General features: G+C 74.8%; 17 protein-coding genes and 1 pseudogene. 10 read left to right on the top strand and 8 right to left on the bottom strand.

What is annotated here, in order from left to right:
* Window positions 1-397: 397 nt before the first annotated feature.
* The 6 genes from FH609_RS27365 to FH609_RS27340 are packed head-to-tail and all read left to right on the top strand — an operon-like array spanning window position 398 to window position 6,134.
* On the top strand, window positions 398-1,390 hold the full coding sequence (locus tag FH609_RS27365; RefSeq protein ID WP_139673376.1) for a Gfo/Idh/MocA family oxidoreductase: 993 nt from the start codon (window positions 398-400) through the stop codon (window positions 1,388-1,390).
* Entirely contained in the window at window positions 1,387-2,268 is an 882-nt protein-coding gene (locus FH609_RS27360) for a sugar phosphate isomerase/epimerase family protein (RefSeq protein WP_139673373.1), read from the top strand. The genes FH609_RS27365 and FH609_RS27360 overlap by 4 nt, the downstream gene beginning before the upstream one ends.
* Window positions 2,265-3,620, top strand: a complete 1,356-nt coding sequence (locus tag FH609_RS27355; RefSeq protein ID WP_139673370.1) for a M20/M25/M40 family metallo-hydrolase — start codon at window positions 2,265-2,267, stop codon at window positions 3,618-3,620. The genes FH609_RS27360 and FH609_RS27355 overlap by 4 nt, the downstream gene beginning before the upstream one ends.
* Complete coding sequence (locus tag FH609_RS27350; RefSeq protein WP_139673367.1) at window positions 3,617-4,729, top strand: Ldh family oxidoreductase; 1,113 nt, start codon at window positions 3,617-3,619, stop codon at window positions 4,727-4,729. Before FH609_RS27355 ends, FH609_RS27350 begins: the two co-directional genes overlap by 4 nt.
* The gene (locus FH609_RS27345) at window positions 4,726-5,715 is read left to right on the top strand and encodes a Gfo/Idh/MocA family protein (RefSeq protein ID WP_139673364.1); all 990 of its coding nucleotides are present in this window, start codon (window positions 4,726-4,728) and stop codon (window positions 5,713-5,715) included. The genes FH609_RS27350 and FH609_RS27345 overlap by 4 nt, the downstream gene beginning before the upstream one ends.
* Window positions 5,712-6,134 (top strand): DUF6917 domain-containing protein, encoded by a 423-nt coding sequence (locus tag FH609_RS27340; RefSeq protein WP_139673361.1) that lies wholly within the window; start codon window positions 5,712-5,714, stop codon window positions 6,132-6,134. Before FH609_RS27345 ends, FH609_RS27340 begins: the two co-directional genes overlap by 4 nt.
* A gap of 57 nt (window positions 6,135-6,191) precedes the next feature.
* On the opposite strand, the gene FH609_RS27335 is transcribed toward FH609_RS27340, so the two are convergent.
* Window positions 6,192-7,613, bottom strand: coding sequence for an amidase (locus FH609_RS27335; protein WP_139673357.1), 1,422 nt, complete (start codon window positions 7,611-7,613; stop codon window positions 6,192-6,194).
* Between the two features lie 165 nt (window positions 7,614-7,778).
* Between FH609_RS27335 and FH609_RS27330 the strand changes: the two genes are divergently transcribed.
* Window positions 7,779-8,363 (top strand): TetR/AcrR family transcriptional regulator, encoded by a 585-nt coding sequence (locus tag FH609_RS27330; RefSeq protein ID WP_139673353.1) that lies wholly within the window; start codon window positions 7,779-7,781, stop codon window positions 8,361-8,363.
* 25 nt (window positions 8,364-8,388) lie between these two features.
* On the opposite strand, the gene FH609_RS27325 is transcribed toward FH609_RS27330, so the two are convergent.
* From FH609_RS27325 to FH609_RS27305, 5 genes are all read right to left on the bottom strand, one after another.
* Window positions 8,389-10,077 (bottom strand): alpha/beta fold hydrolase, encoded by a 1,689-nt coding sequence (locus FH609_RS27325; protein WP_139673350.1) that lies wholly within the window; start codon window positions 10,075-10,077, stop codon window positions 8,389-8,391.
* 113 nt (window positions 10,078-10,190) lie between these two features.
* Complete coding sequence (locus FH609_RS27320; protein WP_139673346.1) at window positions 10,191-10,751, bottom strand: TetR/AcrR family transcriptional regulator; 561 nt, start codon at window positions 10,749-10,751, stop codon at window positions 10,191-10,193.
* Window positions 10,752-10,897: 146 nt separating this feature from the next.
* Window positions 10,898-11,428: an EF-hand domain-containing protein gene (locus tag FH609_RS27315; RefSeq protein WP_139673343.1), complete on the bottom strand. Its 531-nt coding sequence runs from the start codon at window positions 11,426-11,428 to the stop codon at window positions 10,898-10,900.
* A 177-nt stretch (window positions 11,429-11,605) separates the two neighbouring features.
* The gene (locus tag FH609_RS27310) at window positions 11,606-12,868 is read right to left on the bottom strand and encodes a nucleotide sugar dehydrogenase (RefSeq protein WP_139673340.1); all 1,263 of its coding nucleotides are present in this window, start codon (window positions 12,866-12,868) and stop codon (window positions 11,606-11,608) included.
* 87 nt (window positions 12,869-12,955) lie between these two features.
* Window positions 12,956-13,267, bottom strand: a complete 312-nt coding sequence (locus tag FH609_RS27305; protein ID WP_139673337.1) for a hypothetical protein — start codon at window positions 13,265-13,267, stop codon at window positions 12,956-12,958.
* Between the two features lie 332 nt (window positions 13,268-13,599).
* Here FH609_RS27305 and FH609_RS27300 point away from each other — a divergent pair, with 332 nt between their 5' ends.
* Both FH609_RS27300 and FH609_RS31275 read left to right on the top strand, forming a co-directional pair.
* Window positions 13,600-14,460, top strand: coding sequence for a hypothetical protein (locus FH609_RS27300; RefSeq protein ID WP_139673334.1), 861 nt, complete (start codon window positions 13,600-13,602; stop codon window positions 14,458-14,460).
* Window positions 14,461-14,506: 46 nt separating this feature from the next.
* Entirely contained in the window at window positions 14,507-15,409 is a 903-nt protein-coding gene (locus FH609_RS31275) for a hypothetical protein (protein ID WP_193318080.1), read from the top strand.
* Window positions 15,410-15,508: 99 nt separating this feature from the next.
* Here FH609_RS31275 and FH609_RS27290 read toward each other — a convergent pair whose 3' ends face one another.
* Window positions 15,509-18,103, bottom strand: coding sequence for a polysaccharide lyase family 8 super-sandwich domain-containing protein (locus FH609_RS27290; protein ID WP_139673331.1), 2,595 nt, complete (start codon window positions 18,101-18,103; stop codon window positions 15,509-15,511).
* 272 nt (window positions 18,104-18,375) lie between these two features.
* Here FH609_RS27290 and FH609_RS27285 point away from each other — a divergent pair, with 272 nt between their 5' ends.
* Entirely contained in the window at window positions 18,376-19,404 is a 1,029-nt protein-coding gene (locus tag FH609_RS27285; RefSeq protein ID WP_226962002.1) for a LuxR C-terminal-related transcriptional regulator, read from the top strand.
* A 1,007-nt stretch (window positions 19,405-20,411) separates the two neighbouring features.
* On the opposite strand, the pseudogene FH609_RS27280 reads toward FH609_RS27285, so the two are convergent.
* Window positions 20,412-20,538 (bottom strand): annotated as a pseudogene (locus FH609_RS27280) (IS481 family transposase); the annotation flags it as partial.

Raw genomic sequence — 20,538 nt, 5'->3', positions numbered from 1 at the left:
GGATGAGAGGGGACGAGCGGGGATAACGAGGGGGCCGGGGCTGGTGGCTGCGGCGCCGACGGCGCCCGGCCGGGCCCAAACGTATAGCGAGCGCCGCCCAACGCGAACCTCCGGCAAGGGGATTCACCCTTTGAGGTATCAGCTGTCGGCATTGCTTGACACCCCGCCGAGCGGGCTGTGAAAGTCGCCCCGGCGTGTTCGCCGACGGTTCGTTGGCGAACGCGCTCGGCGGCGTCTCGAAAACCCTTCCGGTATTCACCCGGGCGTCACGCACCACCGAACACCTGTATTCCCCGACCCGTTTTTCCTGCTCTTCCCTGCCCTTCCCCTCTTTCTCCATCCCAGCCCCGATCCCACCCCTCGAACCCACCCCTCGATCTCACCTCGCGGAGGAAATGTGCGGCCCCTCGTCGTCGGGCTCGGCCGGTCGGGTGCCGGCCTGCACGCCGCCTCGCTGCTGCGCGCCGGCGCGGCCGGCGACGCCTGGTTCACCGGGCCACCGCTGGCCCTCGACCCCCGCCCCGAGGCCGGCGCCGGGCTGGCCGGGGTGGAGCGCGTCGCGTCCCTGGACCACGCGGCCCGGCTCAGCGACCCGGCCAGCACCGTCGTCCACCTGTGCACCCCGCCGTCGCGCCGGGTCGCGCTGCTCGGCGAGCTGGCCGCCCTCGGCTACACCCGCGTCCTGGTGGAGAAGCCGCTGGCCGCCGACCGCGCCCAACTCGACCGGCTGGACGCCCTGCGCCGCCGCCACGGCCTGCACATCGAGGTCGTCGCGCACTGGCTCTCCTCCCGACTCACCAGCGAGCTGCGGGAGTTGACCGAACACCGGCCGTTCGGCCCGCTGCGCTCCCTCGCCTTCCGGCAGGACAAGCCGCGCCTGCTGCGCGGCCAGAGCGACGACGGCCACCCCAGCGCGTTCGACGTCGAGATACCCCACGCCCTCGGCGTCGTCCTCCAGTTGGCCGGCCCCGCCACCGTCGCCGAGGCCCGCTGCACCGACCTGCGCACCGAGACCGCGCTGCGCCCCCTCATGGGCGGCGCGGCGCTGACGCTCACTCACGACAACGGCGTGGCCAGCGAGTTGCGCTCCGACCTGACCGCGCCCGTCCAACGCCGCAGCGTGCGGCTGCGGTTCGCCGACGGCGAGGTCGTCGGCCACTACCCGATCAGCGAACGCGACGACCACGCCCGGCTGACGCTCCCCGGCCGCCCGCCGGCGATCTTCCGGGACGACGCGCTGGCCGCCTTCCTGCGGGACACCTACCGGCGCTTCGCCACCGGCCAGCAGGTCACCTACGCCATCCACCACGCCGTGGTCCGCCTGCTGTGCGAGGCCAAGGAGCGCGCCGCGATCCCCACCGGCTCCCCACCCCTGGAGGCCCACCCATGACGCCCAAGCCAGGCCGCACCCCCTGGGACGCACCCCTGGCCGGCATCGGCGACGAGGCGGCGCCCGACGCGGCGGGCCAGTGCGCCGCGCTGCGCCAACTCGGCTGGCACGCCATCGAGATCAGGTCGGTGGACGGCATCGGCATCGCCGAGTTGCCGGCCCGCGCCTGCGCCGACCTCGCCGCCCGCCTCCACGAGGCCGACCTGGACGTCGTCTGCCTGGACTCCACCCTGGGCAACTGGGGCAGCCACGCCACCGATCCGCTCTCCGCCGACCTCGCCACGCTGGACGCCCTCGCCCGCCGCGCCGAGGTGCTGCGCTGCCGCTGGGTGCGGGTGATGAGCTACCCCGGCGGCGGGCTGCCCGCCGACCGCTGGCGCGCGCTGGTCCTCGAACGGCTGACCAGGCTCGCCGAACGCGCCGAACGGCTCGGCCTCACCCTGCTGGTGGAGAACTGCTCCGGCTGGGCCGGCACCAGCGCCGAGCGGCTGGCTTGGCTCCTCGACGAGATCGCCAGCCCCGCCCTGGGCGTCCTCTTCGACACCGGCAACGGCGTCCCACACGGCTACGACGGGCTGGCGATGCTGGAACGGCTGCTGCCCCGGGTCCGGCACGTCCAGGTCAAGGACGCCCGGCACGAGGGCGGGCGCGTCCACTACACCCTGCCCGGCCGGGGCGAGGCCCAACTCCCCGCGATGCTCGACCTGTTGTGGTCCGCCGGCTACCGGGGCCCGCTCTCCATCGAGCCGCACCTGGCGCACCAGCCGCACGCCGGCACCACCCGCAGCGCCGGCCCGGCGCCCTTCGTCGCCGCCGGCCACGCCCTGACCGAGCTGCTGGCCCGGCTCACCCCGCCGGCCGTGCGGGCCCCCCGGTGAGCGCGCCCACCGGGGCCGCCCTCACCGCCGGCGAACGGGCCCTGCTGCTCGACCTGTTGCGCACCCCGACCGCAGGGCCCCTGGAGGCGGGCCCCGATGACCCGCCGGCCGAGCTGTGGGCGGCGGGCCGCCGCTACGCCGAGGCCGCCCGCGCGCTCGGCCTGACCGTGCTGCGGCACGCCCCGCCCACCGAGGCCGAGGTGCGCGCGGGCCCGCTGCCGGCGCCGGTCGCCGCCGCGCTCGACGACCCGGCTTTCCTGCGCCAACAGCCCAGCCTCCTGCTGCGGTTGGGGCCCGAGCTGCCCCGCGCCGCGACCGTGATGTGCAACGTCCACCTGGACACCGTCGCCGGCGCCGAGCCCGTGACCTTCGACGGGCACCGCTTCACCGGCCGGGGCGCCGTGGACGCCAAGGGCCCGGCCGTCGCCCTGCTGGCCGGGGTGCGGGCCGCGGCGGCCAGGGAGCCGGCCGTGGGCCGGGAGACCGCCGTGCTGATCCAGGCCGTCGCCGGCGAGGAGGGCGGCGCCCTGGGCACCCTCGGCACCCGGCCCCTGGTCGCGGCCGGCCACGTCGGCCGGATCAACCTCTTCTGCGAGCCCACCGGCGGCCGGCTCCTCACCCGGGTCACCGCCGCCGCCACCGCGCGGATCACCGTCGCCGGCGAGGACGCCGTGGACGACCGGCCAGGCGGCGGCCACAACGCCACCGTGCTGCTCGGCTTCCTCGCCCAACACCTCGCCCACGCCCTGGACTCCGGCCGCCGCCCGCCCGGCGCCGGCGCGCCCTGCATAGCCGGGCTGCACACCGGCCACCTGCACAACCGCGTCCACGGCCGGGGCACCCTGCTGATCAACCTGCCCTACCGCGAGGCCGCCGAGGGCGCCCGCCTGGAGCGGCTGCTGGCCGACGAACTGGCGCACGGGCTCGACGCGTTCCGCCAACGCTTCGCCGGCACCGCCGAGTTCGCCCGCACCGCCCGGGACGCCGCCGCCCTCACCCGGCTCGACTGGGACAAGCGCGGCCTGCCCACCCTCAATGCCGCCGACCCCTGGGCCGAGGCCCTGCTGGCCGGCGCCGGCGCCGCGCCCTGGCCGGCCGACGAGCCGCCGTTCACCTGCGACGCGCTCTGGCTCGCCGACCACCCCGACACCTTCACCGCCGTGCTCGGCCCCGGCTCGCTGGACGCCAACCACGCCCACGCGGCGGGGGAGTTCGTCACCCTCGCCGACCTCGACGCCTTCGCCGAGACCGTCGCCCGCGCCCTCGTCGCCTTCGCCAGGGAGCGCGCCCCGACGCGCACCGACCCCGAGACCACCCGCACACCACCGTCGCCAGAGGAGAGCCTCCGTTGACCGCGTTACCCGGCCCGACCGTCACCGTTGACCACGCCCAACTCCGTTCCGCCACCGCCGGGTTCCTCGCCGCGCTCGGTGTTCCGGGGCCGCGCGCCCAACTCGCCGCCGAGGCCCTGGTGTACGGGGACCTCACCGGCATGGACTCGCACGGCGTCTTCAACCTGGGCCGCCTCTACCACCCGCTGCTCGCCTCGGGCCGCGCCGGCCCGGCCGCCGAGCCGCGCGTCCTCAACGACCTGGGCGCCTGCGTCCTGATGGACCACCGGCGCGCCCTCGGCCTGTGGGCGGCCGCCCAGTCCATGGACCTGGCCGTCGCCCGCGCCCGCGCGCACGGCATCGGCCTGGTCTCGGTGCGCGGCGCCACCCATCTGGGCTGCGCCGGCTTCCACGCCGCCCGCGCCGCCGAGGCCGGCCTGCTCGGCCTCGTCGCCAGCAACTGCGGCGGCCAGCGGATCGCCTCGCCGCCCGGCGGCCTGCCGGCGCTGCTGGGCACCAACCCGCTCAGCGTCGCCGCGCCGGCCCTGCCCGGCCGCCCCTTCGTGCTCGACATGTCCACCACCGTGGTGCCCACCGGCCGAGTGCGGGTCGCCGCAGCCGCCGGGCGGCCGGTGCCCGCCGGCTGGCTGGCGGACCGGAACGGCGAGACCGTCACCGACCCCGCCGCCTTCGACCAGGGCAAGGCCCGGCTCCGCTGGCTCGGCGGCGACCCAACCACCGGCGCCCACAAGGGATTCGGGCTCGGCCTCACCGTCGAGCTGCTGGCCGCGCTGCTCTCCGGCGCGGCCGTCGGACCGGCCCCCGAGGCCCTGGAGGGCGACGGCCGCCCGCACGGCACCGACGACGACATCGGCCTGCTGCTGCTCGCGATCGACCCCGACCTGCTGCGCGCCGAGCCCGGCGCGTTCGCCGAGGCCAGCCGCTCCCTCTTCGGCACCGTGCTCGACTGCCCGCCGCTGGAGGACGGCCGGCCGGTCCGCTACCCCGGCTGGCCGGAGGCCGAACGCGCCGCCGAACGCCGCGCGCACGGCGTTCCGCTGCCGCGCGCCCTGCACCACGAACTGACCGCACTGGGTCTGGAACTGCCCGCCCTGGAGGCCCACCGATGACCGCCCACCCGCCCGCCGCCCACCCGCCCGCCGACCACCCGCCCGCCGCCCGCCGGATCGCCGTCGCCGGACTCGGCGTGATCTCCCGCTACTACCTGGCCGCGATCGCCGACAGCCCCGACTGGGAGCTGTCGGGCGTCTGCGACCCACGGCCCGACGCGCCCGAGGCGCTCGCCGACCATCTGCCGGCCGGCGTCACCCGGCACCCCGACCACCGCGCGCTGCTCGCCCACGACCGGCCCGACGCGCTGGTGGTCGCCGCCCCCAACCACCTGCACGCCGCGATCGCCGCCGACGCGATCGCCGCCGGCGTGCCCGTCCTGGTCGAGAAGCCGCTGGCCCTCGACCCGGTGGCCGGCCGCGAGGTCGCCGCGCTGGCGCTGGCCGCCGAGGTGCCGCTGTGCACCGCGTTCCACCGCCGCTACAACGACCAACTCGCCGCGCTGGTCCGCCGGTTGCCGCCGGGCGTGCCGGTCGTCTCGGCCACCGTGCGCTATCTGGAGCGGATCGAGGAGCACATCGGCGGCGACACCTGGTACCTCGACCCGGCCCGCTGCGGCGGCGGCTGCGTCGCCGACAACGGGCCCAACGCCTTCGACCTGGTACGCCAGTTGCTCGGCGAGGTACGGGTCGTGGACGCGGCCGTGGCCCGCGACGCCACCGGCCTCGACCGGCAGGCCAGCATCGAACTGGCCGCCGCCTCCGGCGCGTTGGCCCGCGTCGAGCTGGACTGGTCCTACCCGGGCGAGGCCAAGGACGTCCGCCTCCGGCTCGCCGACGGCACCGAACACCACGCCGACCTGCTGGCCGGCCACGCCGGCTTCAAGTCCTCGCTCTGGCACGAGTACCGCCATCTGCTGGCCGACTTCGCCGGGGTGGTGGCCACCGGCCGGCCCGCCCACATCGACGGGCTGCGCGCCCTGGAGCTGGTCGCCGACGTCTACGCCGCCGAACGCGCCGAGACCCCGGTGGGCGGCGTCGGATGAACCGGCCCGCCTCCTGGGAGAACGGCGCCAAGCGCGCCGTCACCGGCACCCTGGTGAAGGTGCTGCTGCACACCAGGACCGAACGGGGAATGCGGCTCGAACCGTTCGCCAGCCGCTGTGTCCGCCGGGGCGAGGTCCACGAGCTGGTCGTCACCGACCAGGCCGACACCCTCGCCGGGGCGCGGATCGACCGGGTCGGCTTCCTCGGCTTCGTCGAGATCGAGACGGCCGGGGTGCTCGACCGGGGCGACGCGCTGACCGTCGCCGGCCGGCCGGTCGGCACCCTGCTCGGCTTCGACGCCTGCCACTTCCCCAACCACTACAACATCCTGGTGCGGGCACCGGAGTTGACCGGCGGCGGCGTCCTCGGGCTCCGCCCCGAGGACCCGGTCGCCTTCGCGCCCTACGGCGAGGGCTGACGCGGGCCGGGTCAGCGGCGCGGGACCGACCAACGCCAGGGCCGTGGCCCGGCCGGGTCAGCGGCGCGGGGCCGGCTGGACCGGGGTCAGCACCCCGGTCCTGCGCTGCACCAGCTCGGCGCCCGCCAGGCACAGGTCCTCCCGGTACATCGGGCCGACCAGCTGCACGCCCTGCGGCAGCCCGTCCACCACCGCGCCGGGCAGGGCCACCGCAGGCAGGCCGACGAGGGAGACCGCCGCGCACAGCCGCAGCGCCCGGGAGAACCGCTCGAAGCCGTCGGGGCCGCTGGTCTCCAGCCCCGGCCGCGCCGGCGGCTCGGTGAACACCGGTGCCAGCAACAGTTCGTGACGGTTCATCAGCTCGTGCCAGGAGCGGCGCAGCCCCAACCACCGGCCGGTCAGCGCCAGATAGCCGGCGAGGTCCACCGGGGCGTTCCGCTCCATCGACATGGCGATATACGCGCGGCTCTCCTTCGGCAGCACCGGCTCGATGCGCGGCCAGCCCAGGGCGAACTCGGTCATGATCAACCCGCCGTAGACCTCCAGGCACTCGGCGAGGCGCGGCACGTCCGGGATCTCCTCGACCGCGTGCCCGGCGTCGGCGAGGGCGTCGGCCGCGACGGTCACGGCCGCGTCCACGGCCGGGTGCGTGCCCTGCCCGCCGGGGTCGCGCACCACGGCGATCCGCCAGGGCCCCGGGGGAGTCGGGCCCTCGACGGGCACCGGCACCGCGCGCGGGTCACGCGGGTCGGTGCCGGCCAACGCCGCGTGGGCCAGCCTCAGGTCGCCGACGGTGCGGGCCAACGGGCCGTCCACCGGGATGAGTTGGGAGGCCAGCGTCGGGTCGTCGGGGCCGAGGCGGTGGTCGGCGGGGTAGCGGCCGGCGCTGGGCTTGAGGCCGACCACCCCGCAGAACGCCGCCGGCAGCCGGACCGAGCCGCCGGAGTCGTTGCCGAGGCCCAGCGGCGCCATCCCGCTGGCCACGGCCGCGCCGTCGCCGCCGCTGCTGCCGCCGGGGCTGCGCCCGGCGTCCCAGGGGTTCGTCGTCTCCCCGAACAGCTCGCTGCGCGGGTGCACCCCGCCGAGCGCCAGGTCCGGCATGTTGCTGTGCCCCACCGGCACCGCGCCCGCCGCCCGCAGCCGCGCCACCGGCGGCGCGTCCCTGCGGGCCGTCAACTCCCGGAACCTGGCCAGCCCGTGGGTGGTCGGCACGCCCGCGATGCCGAGGTTCTCCTTGACGGTGAACGGCACCCCGGCGAGCGGGCCGAGCCGTTCGCCGGCCGCGCGGCGGGCGTCCAGGGACGCGGCCTCGGCGAGCGCGCGTTCGGCGAGCAGCTGGGTCACGGCGTTGACGGTGGGGTTGACCTCGGCGATCCGGGCCAGATGGCTCTCGATGATCTCGACGGCGCTCCGTTCGCCGCTGCCGACGGCGGCCCCCAACTCGCCGGCCGTGCGCTGCCAGAGTGCGGTGTCATCCATGTGCTGCCTCGTGTGACTGGTGTTCCGATGCGGTTGTATCGGATCGTACGCGGCGAACCGATGCGAGCGCATCGAATAAGCTCGGGTGTGGGACGGCGGCCCGTCGGTGGCACGTTGGCGGCCCGCCGGCCGCATCTCGGGGGCCGAGGCGACGAAGGAGCGCGGATGCCGAAGCAGGTGGACTACGCGGAGCGGCGCGAGCGGGTGGTGGACGCCGTGCACCGGCTGGCCGACCGGCACGGCCTGGAGGGCGTGACGCTGCGCGATGTGGCCAGGGAGGCCGGCCTGTCGATGGGCGCGGTGCAGCGCGGCTTCCGCGACAAGGACGAGATGCTCGCCCTCGCCCTGGCCCGGGTCGGCGAACGGTTCGTCGCCCGGGCCCGCGCCGCCGCCACCAAGCCCTCGCCCGCCGCGCTGGCCCGGGTGCTGGCCGACCTCGCGCTGCTGGCGGAGGAGCAACGCCCGGAGGCCCAGGTGTGGTTGGCGTTCGTGGCGCGCGCCGCCGTCACCCCGTCGCTGGCCGGGACGCTGCGCGCCGACCATCCCGAGGTGCTCGACCTGCTGACCCGGCTGGTCGCCGAGGTCACCGAGGCCCGGGGCGTCGCCGTCGACCCGGCGGCCGAGGCGCGCGCCCTGCTGGCGCTCACCGACGGGCTCACCGTGCAGCTGCTCCTCGGCCAGCTGGATCGCGCCGAGGCCCGGGGCGTGCTGGACGCGCAACTGCGGCGGCTGTGCGGGACCGGCGGCTGAACCGCCGGTGCGGCACGGCGCGCGGTCAACGGGCCGGCCTCCGCTGCTCGTTGAGGATGTCGGCGAGCAACGCCGGGTGGGTCAACGGGAGATGGTGCCCGGCGCCGGCGATCTCGGTCACCGGGTGGTCCACGGTCACCACCGCCGGGTCGGCCGCGCCCAGGACGATCCGCACCGGCACCCGCACCCGGTCGAGCAACTGCCGCCAGAGCCCGCGCCGTTGGGCGTCCGCGCGCAGCGCGGCCGCGACCCGGCGCGCCACCCCGGGCCGCCGCAGGTCAGCCACCGCGCCCTCCACCTCGGGCCCCTCGGGCACGCCCAGCGCCCGCGCCAGCCGGGCGGCCGACATCCGGCGCGCCACCGCTGCCGCCAGGGCCGAGCGCGCCGGCCGGGACGCGGGCGCCAGGAGGAACGACGGGGCCACCAGCACGAGTTGGCCGACCCGCTTCGGGTGCTCGACCGCGAAGCGCAGCGCGGGACCGCACGCCGCCGAGTGCGCGACCAGCGTCGGCCGGCCGGCCACCGGCGCCAGCAGGTCCGCCAGCCAGGCGTCCGTCCCGCCGGCGGCGGGGGCCGAGCGCCCCAGGCCCGGCAGGTCGGCGGCCAGCACCGGCCCGGGCAGGCGGGCGGCGAGCGGCGCCCAGACGTCGGCGTTGAACGGCGGCCCGGGCAGCAGCACGTGGGCCGGCCGGCGCCGTTCCCCGAGTACCCAGGTGCGGGCGCCCGCCACGGAGTGGAAGCCGTAGGGGCGCAGCCAGGGCGAGGCCGCGCCGAAGCGCTCCGCGATCTGGTCGTCCGCCCAGGCGCGCAGCGCCTCGGCGGCCGGCGGCGCCGCCAGCCCGGCGCGGGCGGCGAGCGCCCGGGCGGAGTCGGTCGGGTAGCGGTCGGTGGCCAGGAAGGACAGCGTCTCGGGGTCGGCGCCGGTCAGCCGGCGCGGCAGGCGCCGCAACAGGCCGACGGGGACGCTTCGTTGGGGCGCGCGGACGCCGGTGTGCGCGGCGACCAGCCGGATCAGCTCGGGCAGCGGCGGCGTTCCGTCGTCGAGCACCCAGTGGTGCTCGCCCGCCGGGGCGAACGCGGGGACGGCCGCCAGAAACCGCGCCAGATGCTCGACCGTGACGATCGGGACCCAGGTGTCGCGGCCGCCGGGCAGCGCGGGCAGCCGCCCGTTCCACAGGTCGGCGACGAGGGCGGCCAGCCCGATGTGCTGGCCGGCGCCGATCACCACGCCGGGGTTGACGATGCTCAGCGGAACGCCGCGTTCCTCGGCCCTGGCGCGCACCGCGCGGTCGCCCTCGATCTTCGACGCCTCGTACGCGCCCAGCCGGGCGACGTCGGGGGCGCCGTCGTCCGCCCCGCCGACCCGGTAGCCGCTGAGATGTGTCAGCCGCCGCAGCCCGGGCAGTTCGGCGGCCCAGTCGAGCACCCGCAGCGCCCCGGCGACATTGGTGGCCCGCGCCTCGTTCACGCCGAGGCCGAACGCGTAGCGGCCGGCCGCGTTGTACACGTCCCGCGCCGCCGGCAGATCCGGGAGTGGTCGCGTGACATCGGCGGTGACGACCGCCAGCCCGCCGACCTCGACGCCCCGGGAGCGCAGCCACGGGGTGAGGGTGTCTCGCCGCACGGCGGCCGCCACCCGCTGCCCCCGGCCGAGCAGTTCGGCGACGAGCGAGCGGCCGATGAGGCCGGTAGCTCCGAAGACGATCGCGTCCATGGGGTGCCCTTCGACGGAACGGAAACGGTCAACGCGCGGAGGAACGGCCAGTAGACCGGTCTGCATATTTTCTGGCCATGGGAAGGCCCGCCGGTCGCGGCGGCCAGGACCGCTCAGCCCAGCAGGGCGGCCAGTTGGCGGCCGACGGCGTCCAGGGGGCGCCGGTCGCGGTGCGCGCGGGCCAGCAGGAGCGCGCCCTCGATCAGGGCCAGAACGGTGACCGCGAGGTCGTCGGCGTCCGGGCGGTCGGCCAGCCGGGCGCGCAGCTCCGCCTCCCAGGAGTCGTAGACCTCCGAACACGCCTTCTGGAGCGGGTCGTTGGCGGCGGCCGTCTCCAGCGCCACGGTCGCCACCGGGCAGCCCTTGCGCCAGCCCGACTCCGCCAGCCGGTCGCCCAGGGCGCGCAGCACGTCGGCGACGAACTCCGTTGTGGGCACGTCGCGTTCGGCGGCCTGGCCGGCCAGCGTCTCCCCGACCGCGCGGCCGGCCCGCCGCACGGACTCGGCGACCAACTGGTCCTTGCCGCCGGGGAAGTGGAAGTAGAGCGAGCCCCGAGGCGCGCCACTGGCCGCGAGCACCTGGTTGAGCCCGGTGCCGAAGTACCCCGCGTCCTCGACCAACTCCTGTGTCGCGTCCAGCAGTCGGTCCCGCGTCTCCGCGCCCTTCCGTCCCATGACCGGCCACGCTAGACCGATCTACATATTTCTGCAAGCGCCGGCCGCGCGGAGCGGTGCCCGGCCCGCGGACCGGGCAGAGAAAACCGGGCCGGCGACCCTGGGGCCGCCGACCCGGCGCGATGCCTCCGACAGGAGCGCCCGACTCAGCCGAGCAGCTCGACGTCCAGCTGCCCGAAGTGGTACTGCCGGATCGCGGTGAGCAGCTCCTCCTCGGAGAGCTGGCCGTCGCCGTCGGTGTCGACCTTCTGGAACGACTCCTTGGCCGAGGCGGTGTCCAGGCCGAGCGCGGTCAGCCAGGACGCGAACTCCTCGCCGCTGATCAGCCGGTCGGCGTTCTGGTCGGCCAGGCCGACCAGGCCCGAGACGACCGGGCCGAGCGCCCGGTTGAACGCCGCCTCGCCCTGCACGTACACCAGGTCGCTGGCGACCTGCTGGTACGCGTCGCGGGTGAGCGTGGGGCTGCCGCCGGCCTGCGCCGACAGGTAGTCGAACAGCCCGACGAAGGCGTCGCGCAGGGCCTCCGCCTCCGGCGAGTCGGCCGACTTGCCGAAGGACCGCGCGATCCGCGCGGCCTCCTGCACGAAGTCCTCGCGCTCCAGGACGCCGTTGCGGTCGAAGTCCCACTTGTCGAAGCGCTTGCTGAGACGGGCGTCGATCACGGGGTTGTTGGCCATGGCTCGAACTCCTTCTTCCAGGGGTTGGGTTGGTGGTGGAACGCGGCGCGGGCGCGAGGCCCGCGCCGCCCCGGCGCCCGGCGTGCCGGGGGGAGGCAGGCCGGTGCCAGGTCTGGGGCCGGACGGCACGGTCCGTCCGGCGGCTTGTGGGGAGTGGGGCAGTGCGGCGCGCGGGCGCTACAGCAGCGTCACGCGGGCGCCGGCGGTCTTGCCCCGGGTGTCCAGCAACGCGCAGGGCGCCTGGGCGAGTTGGCGGGCCGGGTAGCAGGCGTGGTCCTGGAGCAGGATCGCCAGCTCGGCCCGGCCGAGGGCGTCGGTCAGGTCGGTCTCGCGTGTCATCGGCACCCCTTCGGGGGCGAACGCGGGCACCAGCGGGTCGTGGTAGGTCACCTCGGCGCCGGCCGCGCGCAGCAGGGTGGCCACGGGGAAGGCGGGGGACTCGCGGACGTCGGCCACGTCGGGCTTGTAGGAGACGCCCAGCAGCAGCACTCGGCTGCCGGCCAACTCCCGGCCCTCGCGCCGCAGTACGACGGCCGCCCGCTCGACGACCCGGCTGGGCATCCCGGATATCACCCTGCGGGCGGCGGCCAACAGCTCGAAGGTGAAGCCCTGTTCGGCGGCGTGCACGTCGAGGTAGCGCGGGTCGACCGGGACGCAGTGCCCGCCGACGCCCGGGCCCGGCTGGAAGGCCGTGTAGCCGAAGGGCTTGGTGCCGGCGCAGTGCAGCACGTCCCACACGTCGATACCGGCCCGTTCACAGTAACGCGCCACCTCGTTCACCAAGGCGATGTTCACATAACGGTGGGTGTTCTCCAGGAGTTTCGCCATTTCCGCCTCGCGCGTGCCGGCGGAGAGCACCACCCGGTCGACCAGCCTCTGGTAGAGGGCGGTGGCGTGTTTCAGGCAGAGTGGCGTGTAACCGCTCACAATTTTCGGGGTGTTCCGCAGCGTGTAGTGCGGATTTCCCGGATCGATGCGCTCGGGGGAGTACGCGAGATGGAAATCGTCACCGGCCCGCAGGCCGCTTTCCTTCTCCAGGATCTCCCGCAACAGGGTGTCCGTCGTGCCCGGATGGCTGGTGGACTCCAGCACCACCAGGGTGCCGGGCCGCAGGTGGCCGCCGACGGTGTGGCCCGCTGCGCGCAGCGCCGTCAGATCCGGCTCGCCGGCCCCGTCGAGACCGGTCGGCACGCAGATCACCACGGTGTCGCAGCCGGCCAGCGCCCCGGGGTCGCCGGTGGCGGCGAATCCCCGGCTGAGCATGGCGGCCACGGTCGCGTCGGGCACGTCGCCCACGTGGGAGCGGCCCGCGTTCAGGCCGGCCACCACCGTGGCGGAGACGTCAAAACCCACCGTGACCAGGCCGACCTCGCTGGCCCGCGCCGCCAGCGGCAGGCCCACGTACCCCAGGCCGACCACCGCCAGGACCTCTCTGCTCACCGGTCTCCCTCTCCCAAGCCTCGTTCGGACCACGGCCGTTCGCCCCGTTCCCCGCGCGGCACACTCCGCGCGGGGTGCGGGACCGCGCTAGGCGGAGAACGAGCCGCTGCCCGGCGCGACGTGCGAGCCGTAGCCGGGCTGCACGGTCAGGCCCGGGGTGAGGCAGAACGGGTCGCCGTAGATCGTCACCGGCCCGTCGGTGCGGTTGGTCAACACATGGGCGTCCAGCGGCAGCTTGTGACAGCCCACCGGGTCGGCGTAGTTCGTCAGCGGCGTGACTTCCGTTCCGAAAACGGTGACCTCGCCCTCGGCGGCATGGGCCGGCACGGAAAAGGCGGCGGTGGCGAGAAAAAGCGCCCCGGTGACGGTACCGGCGGCGGAGAAAACAGTGGAACGCACGGATCAACTCCCGTTGAGGCTCCCGCTGCGGAATGAGCGACTAACGCGATTATTTCTGATCCGAGAGGGCTCTCACGCCTCAGCGCGGGAAATGGGTCCGCACGGGCGACCATCGGCACGGGTGTACTACCCGACGCTTTCCGCACACCGTCTTCTCCCCGCGCACACAAGGGAGTTGACGCCGGCCCCGGCGGGCCGTTCCCGTGGGGTTCCCGGGGTTCCTCGGGCGGTATGTCTCCGGTTCGCACCAGAATGGGCCGCGAGTGTGTACGAGCTGCGGGGTGTTGCTAGCCTGACCGTCGCTGAACAAGTGCACGACACGGGGGAGTGCGATGAGCCATATGCAGGGCTGGCCCGGGCCGTCAGGCGCGCCGGGCCCCGGGGGAGGTCCCGGCGGGGCCAAGGGGGGCCAGCGCTTCGGCATTCTGGCGCTGATCGTCGTGCTGGTGACGGGGCTCTCCTTCGGTCTGGCCGCCGCGACCGGCGCCGACGCCAGGGACAACGAGTCGATGGGCGCCATGCCCGACATGGGTTCCCTGGAGGGCTTCGAGTCGGGCGAGACGGGCGAACTGCCGGACCTGGAGACGGACGCCGGCGGCGGTGACCTCGGCGGCGACATCGAGGGCTCCGGGGGCGACCTCGGCGGCGGGGACAGCGGCACGATGCCGACGGAGGACCCCGTTCCGACGCCGACCGAGACGCCGACCGACCCCACCATGGAGCTGTACCGCTCGGTCAGCCAGGGGAGTTGCCTGGCCAACTGGATGGTCAACGAGACCGACTGGGCCAGCACCACGCCCGACGTCGTGGACTGCACGGCGGACAACGCCGGCGTCTGGGTGGCCTCCACCACCGACTTCGTCTCCGACTGCCCGGTGGACGCCGGCCGTTCCTACATCTACTACAGCTACGGCCCCGACACGGTGGCGCTCTGCCTGACCCGGCAGTTCGAGGTGGGCCAGTGCTTCCTCGGCATGGCGGACGGCAGCGCCAACCTGATGAGCTGGATCGACTGCCAGGGCGGCAGCGTTCCCTCCCCCTACAGCCAGAAGTTCAACGTGATCGCCGTCTACTCGGCCCCGTCGAACCCCACCGGTGACGAGTGCGCCTCGGCCGCCGGCAACCAGCAGTACTACTGGTGGACGATGGACGGGGAGTCCACCCTGCTGTGTGCGGTGGTGTACAGCGGGTGAGGCCGGGACAGCGACGCGCACGCAGGGGACGGAACGAGGGGGAAGCATGAGCCAGCCACAGCCGCCGGGGCCGCCCGGCCAACCGAAGGGCCCCGGTCAGCCGAACGGCCCCGGGTACGGCTACCCGCATCAGGCGCCCACCCAGGCCGCCTTCCCGGCGGCGCCGGCCGGGCCGGGTGGCCCGCCGCCGGCGCCCGGCCCGGCCCAGCCGGGGCCGCCGCCCGGGCCCGCCGGCCCGCAGCCGGGCTACGGCTACCCGCAGCAGGCCCAGCCCCAGCCCCAGCCCCAACCGCCGGGCCCGCAGCCCGGATACGGCTACCCGCAGGCCCCAGGACCCGGGATGCCAGGACCGGGGATGCCGGGACCCGGGATGCCGGGACCCGGGATGCCGGGACCCGGGATGCCGGGCCCGGGGATGTTCCCGCCGCCGCCCCCGCGCCGGGGCAACGCGGGCGCCGCCGTCGGCCTGATGTTCGGGGCGGTCCTGGCCCTGTTCTTCCTCTACGGCCTGGTCACCGGCATGGTGGTGGACCTCGAGTCCCTGGTCCAGGACGCCATGGAGAGCGGCGACACCGAGATCGACGTCGCCCAACTCACCTGGCTGGCCCCGCTGATCGGCGCGCTCGTCGGCCTGCCGGTGGCCAAGCTGGCGCCCGGCCAGGTCGGGCTCTACTGGCTGGCGGCGGTCGGCGCCCTGCTGGCGATGGTGCTGGGCGAGACGTTCGCCTCGGCGGTGCTGGCCTCCGAGGCCACCGACGGCGCCAAGGGCTCCCTGGAGATCTTCTTCGAGGACTTCTCCGACGTCTTCGAGAGCTGGACGGAGAACTCGCACGGCATGACCTGGCCGCTGATGGCGCTGGCCCCGGCCGCCGCCGTGTTCACCGGGTACTTCCTCGGCGGCACCCAGCGTCCAGGGCTCCCCGGACCCCAGCCGATGCCCCACTACTGATCCGCCCCTCACCCGTTCCCGACTCGCGCCGCCCGGGGCGCCGGCCACCAGGCCGGTGCCCCGGGCGGCGGCCGTTTCACCGTCCGTCCACCGGCCCTTTCACCGCCCGCCCGGCGCCAGGCGTGCGGTCAGCGAGGCGCCGTAGGCGTGGCGCGTGGTGACGGTCAGCCGGGTGCCGCCGGGGACGCGGCTGACCCGGACGCCGTCGTCCAGCGCGACGGGCCGCAGCGCGCGGCCGCGCAGCGTCACCGCGATCCGGTCGCGTTCCGTCGTCGGGTCGGCGACCGCCACCGAGACCGCGCCGTCCGGCGCGCGGGTGACCAGCACCGAGGCCGGGCCCTCGACCTCGATCCCGCCGGCCCGATGGCGGCCCGACGCGAAGGAGTTGACGCCGACCAGGCCCAACTCCCGGTGCGCCACGGCCTGGAGCCGCTCCGTGTTGGCCAGCACGGTCAACGGGCCGCCGGCGTAGGCGGCCAGCCGCTCCTCGTCCGCGCCGGGCACCAGCGCGCAGGCGAGCGTGCCCGGCCGCCGCGCCCCGGCGGGCAGCTCGGTGCCGAGGGTGAACACCCGCTTGGTGACGGGGGTGTCGGGGTTGGCGGTGCGCACCAGCCGCCGGCTGCGGGTGACGGTCGTGAGGTCGACGCGCGCCTCGGCCGGCTCCAGAAACGCGTAGCCGACGGCGGTGTTGGCGTCGCGGTCGGCGAGCCGCAGCCAGGACAGCGGCTGTTGGGCGCCGGTCCCCGGCCAGTCGCCGCCGTCGGCGAGCCGGCCGGTGACGGCGAGGTCGGCCTCGGGTGCGGCGATCCGGGCGTCGACGGTGGCGGTCACCGCCCGCCCGGCCGGGTCCCGCACCCCGGCCGCGAGCAGCACCACCTCGTCGTCGAGGAGGAACCAGGAACGAACGCCCGACGCGTTCCGGTAGGCCACGAAGTCGTCGGGCAGCAGCCCGGCCGCCCGGTCCCGCCAGGCCACGTCGTCGGCCAGCACCAGGCCGACCGCGCCGAGGCCGTCCAGGCTGGCCCCGCCCGAGTGGGCGTTGGTGGAGCACGGAAAGTAGACATACGTGTTCTGCGCCTCGGACGAGGCGGTGAACCCGGCCTCCGGGTTGTCGTAGTACGGATGGCCGTACAGCTCGGGGACGGTGGCCCGTTCCTCCACGGGGGCGACGACCCCGGCGAGCCGGTAGGGCGAGACGGTGGTGAAGTAGTCCACGCCGAACGCCTGCGTCTGGTCCTGGCCCGACAGGTACAGATAGTGGGCACCGTCGCCCTGGAACCAGGGCCGCAGGTTCTCTCCCGACATGTATTCGTAGCGGCTGATCCGCCGCGAGCTGCGGGCCAGCGCGAACGCGTAGCCGGGCCTGCGGTGCACGGTGCGGTCCATCGCGTTGAACGCCACGTTCCGGGCCGCCGGGCCCAGGTCGGCGGGTGGCGCGGACTCGTCGGCGAGGATGTCGGCGTAGCGGGCCACGCTCACCGGCGAGACAAAGCCCACCGGGTCGGGCGCCACCGGCGAGGTCTCCCGCAGATACCGCACATAGCCGCGCAACTCCCGGGCCCGCTCGGGGTGTTCGACGGCGGCCGAGAGGTCGACGGCGGCCTCCACCACGGCCGCGACCGCCGCGTAGCCGCTGGTCGTCCGCGACACCGCCCGGCCCCTGACCAGCTCCATCATCCAGCCCTCGAAGACGACGGGCGCGAAGGAGTTCACCAGCCAGCCGCGCACCACCTCCACCAGCTCGGCCCGCGCCAGGTACTCCGTTCCCGCGAGCACCGAGAACGCCTGGGTCACCCGGCCCAGCAGCGAGGTGCCGTAGGAGCCGGTGTAGGCGACGGAGGCGTGTTGGAGGAACGAGCCGTCGGCGTAGAAGCCGTCGGTGACGCCGTGCCGCAGGTCGTAGGGGTCGATCGGGTGGAAGACGGTCGTCAGGTCGGCGACGGCCTTGACGATCCGGGCCTCGTCGCCGGTGACCGCGCCCTGGAGGACCCGGTTGACGGTGATGTCGGCGAGGTTGGCGCCGGTGTGGAAGCGGGAGTCGAGGTCGACGTCCCCGTTCTCGCCGTTGCGCAGGTAGGTGTCCATGGACGCCACATAGGTGGCGGTCAACTCCGGTGCCTGCGCGGTCAGTTCGTCGGCGAGCAGCACCAGGGTGCGGCTGACGTGGGTGGAGATGCCGATCTCCCAGTGGAACCAGTTCCCGTAGTAGCCGGCCGACTGGTCGCCGTAGTGCTGCTCGTGCAGCCAGGCCAGGCCCTCGACCACCCGGCGCCGGACGGCGGCGTTCTCCCGCAGGTCGGGCGCGGCGTCGCCGGGGGCGACGGTGGCCAGGGCGATCTCGTACAGGTGCTGGTAACTGGCGTTGAGGTGCGCGTCGTTGTCGCCGAGCGGCAGCCCGGCGAACAGCTCGCCGGCGCCGGCCGCGTCCCAGGCGGCCAGCCACTCGCGGGCCGTTTCGGCGATCGCGGCCAGCTTTCCGGCCGCCTCCGGGTGCGCGTTGGACTCCGGGGTGCCGGCGAACGTCGCGACCGTGTTGGCCAGCAGCCGCCCGTGGTCGGCCGCCGCCGCCGAGGCGGGCCTGCCGCCCCAACGGGCGGACGTGGGCGCGGCGTTGGTCGGCCCGGCGAGGGCAGCCTGGCCCGCCACCGTCGCGGCCGGCAGGAGGGAGAGCAGGGCACGGCGGGACAGCGACACGACACAACTCCCAGGTCAGGCAACGGGGAACGTTCCCGGCATCCAACCAACGGACGACGCGTCTGTCACTACTCGGCGAGCACGCGGAGGCGACCAACGGGCCGGGCGCGGGCGGGGTGGCGCAGCCGTCGTTCCCGGCCGTCAATTCCGAGTTCATCCGTGGGTGGCGGCGGGCAGGAAACATGGGATTCGCGATCGTGGGCGCCCGCGCGCCCGCACTCACCCGCGCGTGACCTGCACAAACCACCCGGCGCAGGAGGCTTGTCGTGTGCATGAATGAAATGGGTGTTTTCGGGATCTCCACCGTGGAGGAGAAGGTGTACCGGCACTTCCTGCGGCACCCCGAGTCGCCCGCCGAGAGCCTGCCAGGGGCGCTCGGCATCGACCGGGGCGACAGTGAGCGGGCGGTGGCACGGCTCGTCCAACTCCGCCTGCTCAGACCCGGGGAAACATCCGACTGTCTCTGTCCCGCCGACCCCGAACTCGCGGTGGCGCGGCTGACGGAGCTGCGGCTGCGCGACATGTACCAGGAGATCCAGCGGCTCACCCAGAGCCGCCATGTGCTCGCCGCGCTACGCGCGGAGAGTGCCACGGCCTCGGGCGATGCGGGCGTCGGGGCCGGCGCGGCCGCCGGCGGCGGCGAGCGGGGCGTGGAGGAGTTGGATGGCCGGGAGGAGCTGCGCAGCCGCATGGAGGACCTGGCGTTCTTCGCCAGGGAGGAGATCGTCTCCGTCGAGCCCGGTGTGCATCTGATGTCCGAACAGGTGGGCCAGGCACGCGCGTTGGAGTGGCGGGCGCTGCGGCGCGGGGTGCGAAGACGCCTGGTCGTGCCGCCGGACGTGCTCGACCACCCGCCGGTCGCCGGCTATCTGCGGGAGCTGGTGGCCAGGGGCGGGCAGGTCAGGGTGGCGGCGGAGATGTCGGACCAGGTCGCGGTCTACGACCGCCGCATCGCGCTGATGCCGCAGGACCCGAAGAACATCGAGCACGGCGCGCTGCTGGTGCGCGGCCGGGCGCTGGTCAGCACGCTGCTGGGGCTCTTCGAGAAGGTGTGGGACCAGGCCGGGGACGTCGCGGTCGAACTGCGCGACCCGGGCCGGGAGCGCGGGCCCGAGCTGTCGGAGGCGGAGCTGCGGGTGCTGCGGATGATGTGTGTGGTGGGGAAGGACGAGACCGGCGCCCGCGATCTGGGGGTGTCCGTGCGGACCTACCGCCGCCACATCGCGGACGTGATGCGCCGCCTCGGCGCCTCGACCCGTGCCCAGACGGCGTTGATGGCGCGCGAGCGGGGGTGGCTGTGAGGGGGTGAACGGGGTGGAGGTGGTGTGTTGGGTGCGGGGTTTGTCTGCGGGCCGGTGGCCGGTGCGGGGCAGCCCGACTGGTCGTGGGTGAACAACGAGACTCTGCGGTGTGGTTGAGGCTCTGGCGCGGACCACGACGCCTGGCCTACATGGCGCACGATCGGCCGGGTGCGGGCGTAACGAATGACTGTGAGGGGCTGGCTGGGAAGGGGGGCGCGGCTTCCGGGGGGTGGGGTTCGTTGCCGCCAGGGGTGGTCGGGAATGGCGGTGCGTGCCCCACGGGCGCAGGGACCGCGCCGAGTTCGAGGGCCGACCGGCGGCTGGGGGCGTGCGTGGCGCGCACCGGCTTCGCCGGCCTGCCCCGGCATGTCGTCCGTCTCGGACATGACCGATCGTCGGACGACTGAAAGGGACGGCCCTCGCCACTCCACTCCGCTGGCATGACGGGGCGGCGGTTAACGACCACGCTGCCGCGCGAACATCGCCTGTCGGTGGGGTAGTCCGCGCCTTGTCGGCTTCCGGGCAGGGGGGGTGGGGGTCTCTTTCTGTAGGTGCCCGTCTAGAGTTGAACGATCTGTTCACTTCCAAACGGGCACCTAGAAAAAAGGTCCCCCACCCCCCGGCGCCCGCCTTCGGGAGTCGACGGCCCGCGGACTACCAAGACGACAGGCGATGTTCGCGCGGCAGCGTGGTCATTGACCGAAGCCAACACCCACCGCCCGCCGACCAGAACAACCGCCACCGTCCCCACGAGACGCCCGACGAACGGCCACGTCCGAGACGGGCGACATGCCGGGGCAGGCCGGCGAAGCCGGTGCGCGCTACGCACGCCCCCAGCGGCCAACCGGCCCCCGAACTCGGCGCGGTCCCTGCGCCCGGAGGGCACGCACCGCCAGAGCTGACCCCCGTTCGGCAACGAATTCCACCTCCCGGAAGCCGCGCCCCCCTTCCCAGCCAGCCTCCTGCCGGTATTCGTTACGCCCCGCACCCGGCCGATCGTGCGCCATCTAGGTGTATTGGCCTGCAGGGTTGTTTACGCGGCTGATGGGTGGTTGGCCTCCGAGTGCGGTGTGGGAGCGATGGTAGTTGTAGGTGTGGAGGTAGTCGGTCAGTGCGGCGGTTCGTTCGGTGTTG

Origin of the sequence: Streptomyces sp. 3MP-14 (assembly GCF_006334905.2) — a bacterium.
GTDB classification, from domain to species: domain Bacteria; phylum Actinomycetota; class Actinomycetes; order Streptomycetales; family Streptomycetaceae; genus Streptomyces; species Streptomyces triticirhizae.
Note: the sequence above shows the minus strand (reverse complement) of the source record. Positions and strands in the feature narration are given on the sequence as shown.

Bases quoted from the DNA above. Each gene is read 5' to 3' on its own strand.
- FH609_RS27360 (WP_139673373.1), top strand. From the start codon at position 1,387: ATGACGCCCAAGCCAGGCCGCACCCCCTGGGACGCACCCCTGGCCGGC.
- FH609_RS27345 (WP_139673364.1), top strand. From the start codon at position 4,726: ATGACCGCCCACCCGCCCGCCGCCCACCCGCCCGCCGACCACCCGCCC.
- FH609_RS27340 (WP_139673361.1), top strand. From the start codon at position 5,712: ATGAACCGGCCCGCCTCCTGGGAGAACGGCGCCAAGCGCGCCGTCACC.
- FH609_RS27335 (WP_139673357.1), bottom strand. From the start codon at position 7,613: ATGGATGACACCGCACTCTGGCAGCGCACGGCCGGCGAGTTGGGGGCC.
- FH609_RS27330 (WP_139673353.1), top strand. From the start codon at position 7,779: ATGCCGAAGCAGGTGGACTACGCGGAGCGGCGCGAGCGGGTGGTGGAC.
- FH609_RS27325 (WP_139673350.1), bottom strand. From the start codon at position 10,077: ATGGACGCGATCGTCTTCGGAGCTACCGGCCTCATCGGCCGCTCGCTC.
- FH609_RS27320 (WP_139673346.1), bottom strand. From the start codon at position 10,751: ATGGGACGGAAGGGCGCGGAGACGCGGGACCGACTGCTGGACGCGACA.
- FH609_RS27315 (WP_139673343.1), bottom strand. From the start codon at position 11,428: ATGGCCAACAACCCCGTGATCGACGCCCGTCTCAGCAAGCGCTTCGAC.
- FH609_RS27300 (WP_139673334.1), top strand. From the start codon at position 13,600: ATGAGCCATATGCAGGGCTGGCCCGGGCCGTCAGGCGCGCCGGGCCCC.
- FH609_RS31275 (WP_193318080.1), top strand. From the start codon at position 14,507: ATGAGCCAGCCACAGCCGCCGGGGCCGCCCGGCCAACCGAAGGGCCCC.
- FH609_RS27285 (WP_226962002.1), top strand. From the start codon at position 18,376: ATGAATGAAATGGGTGTTTTCGGGATCTCCACCGTGGAGGAGAAGGTG.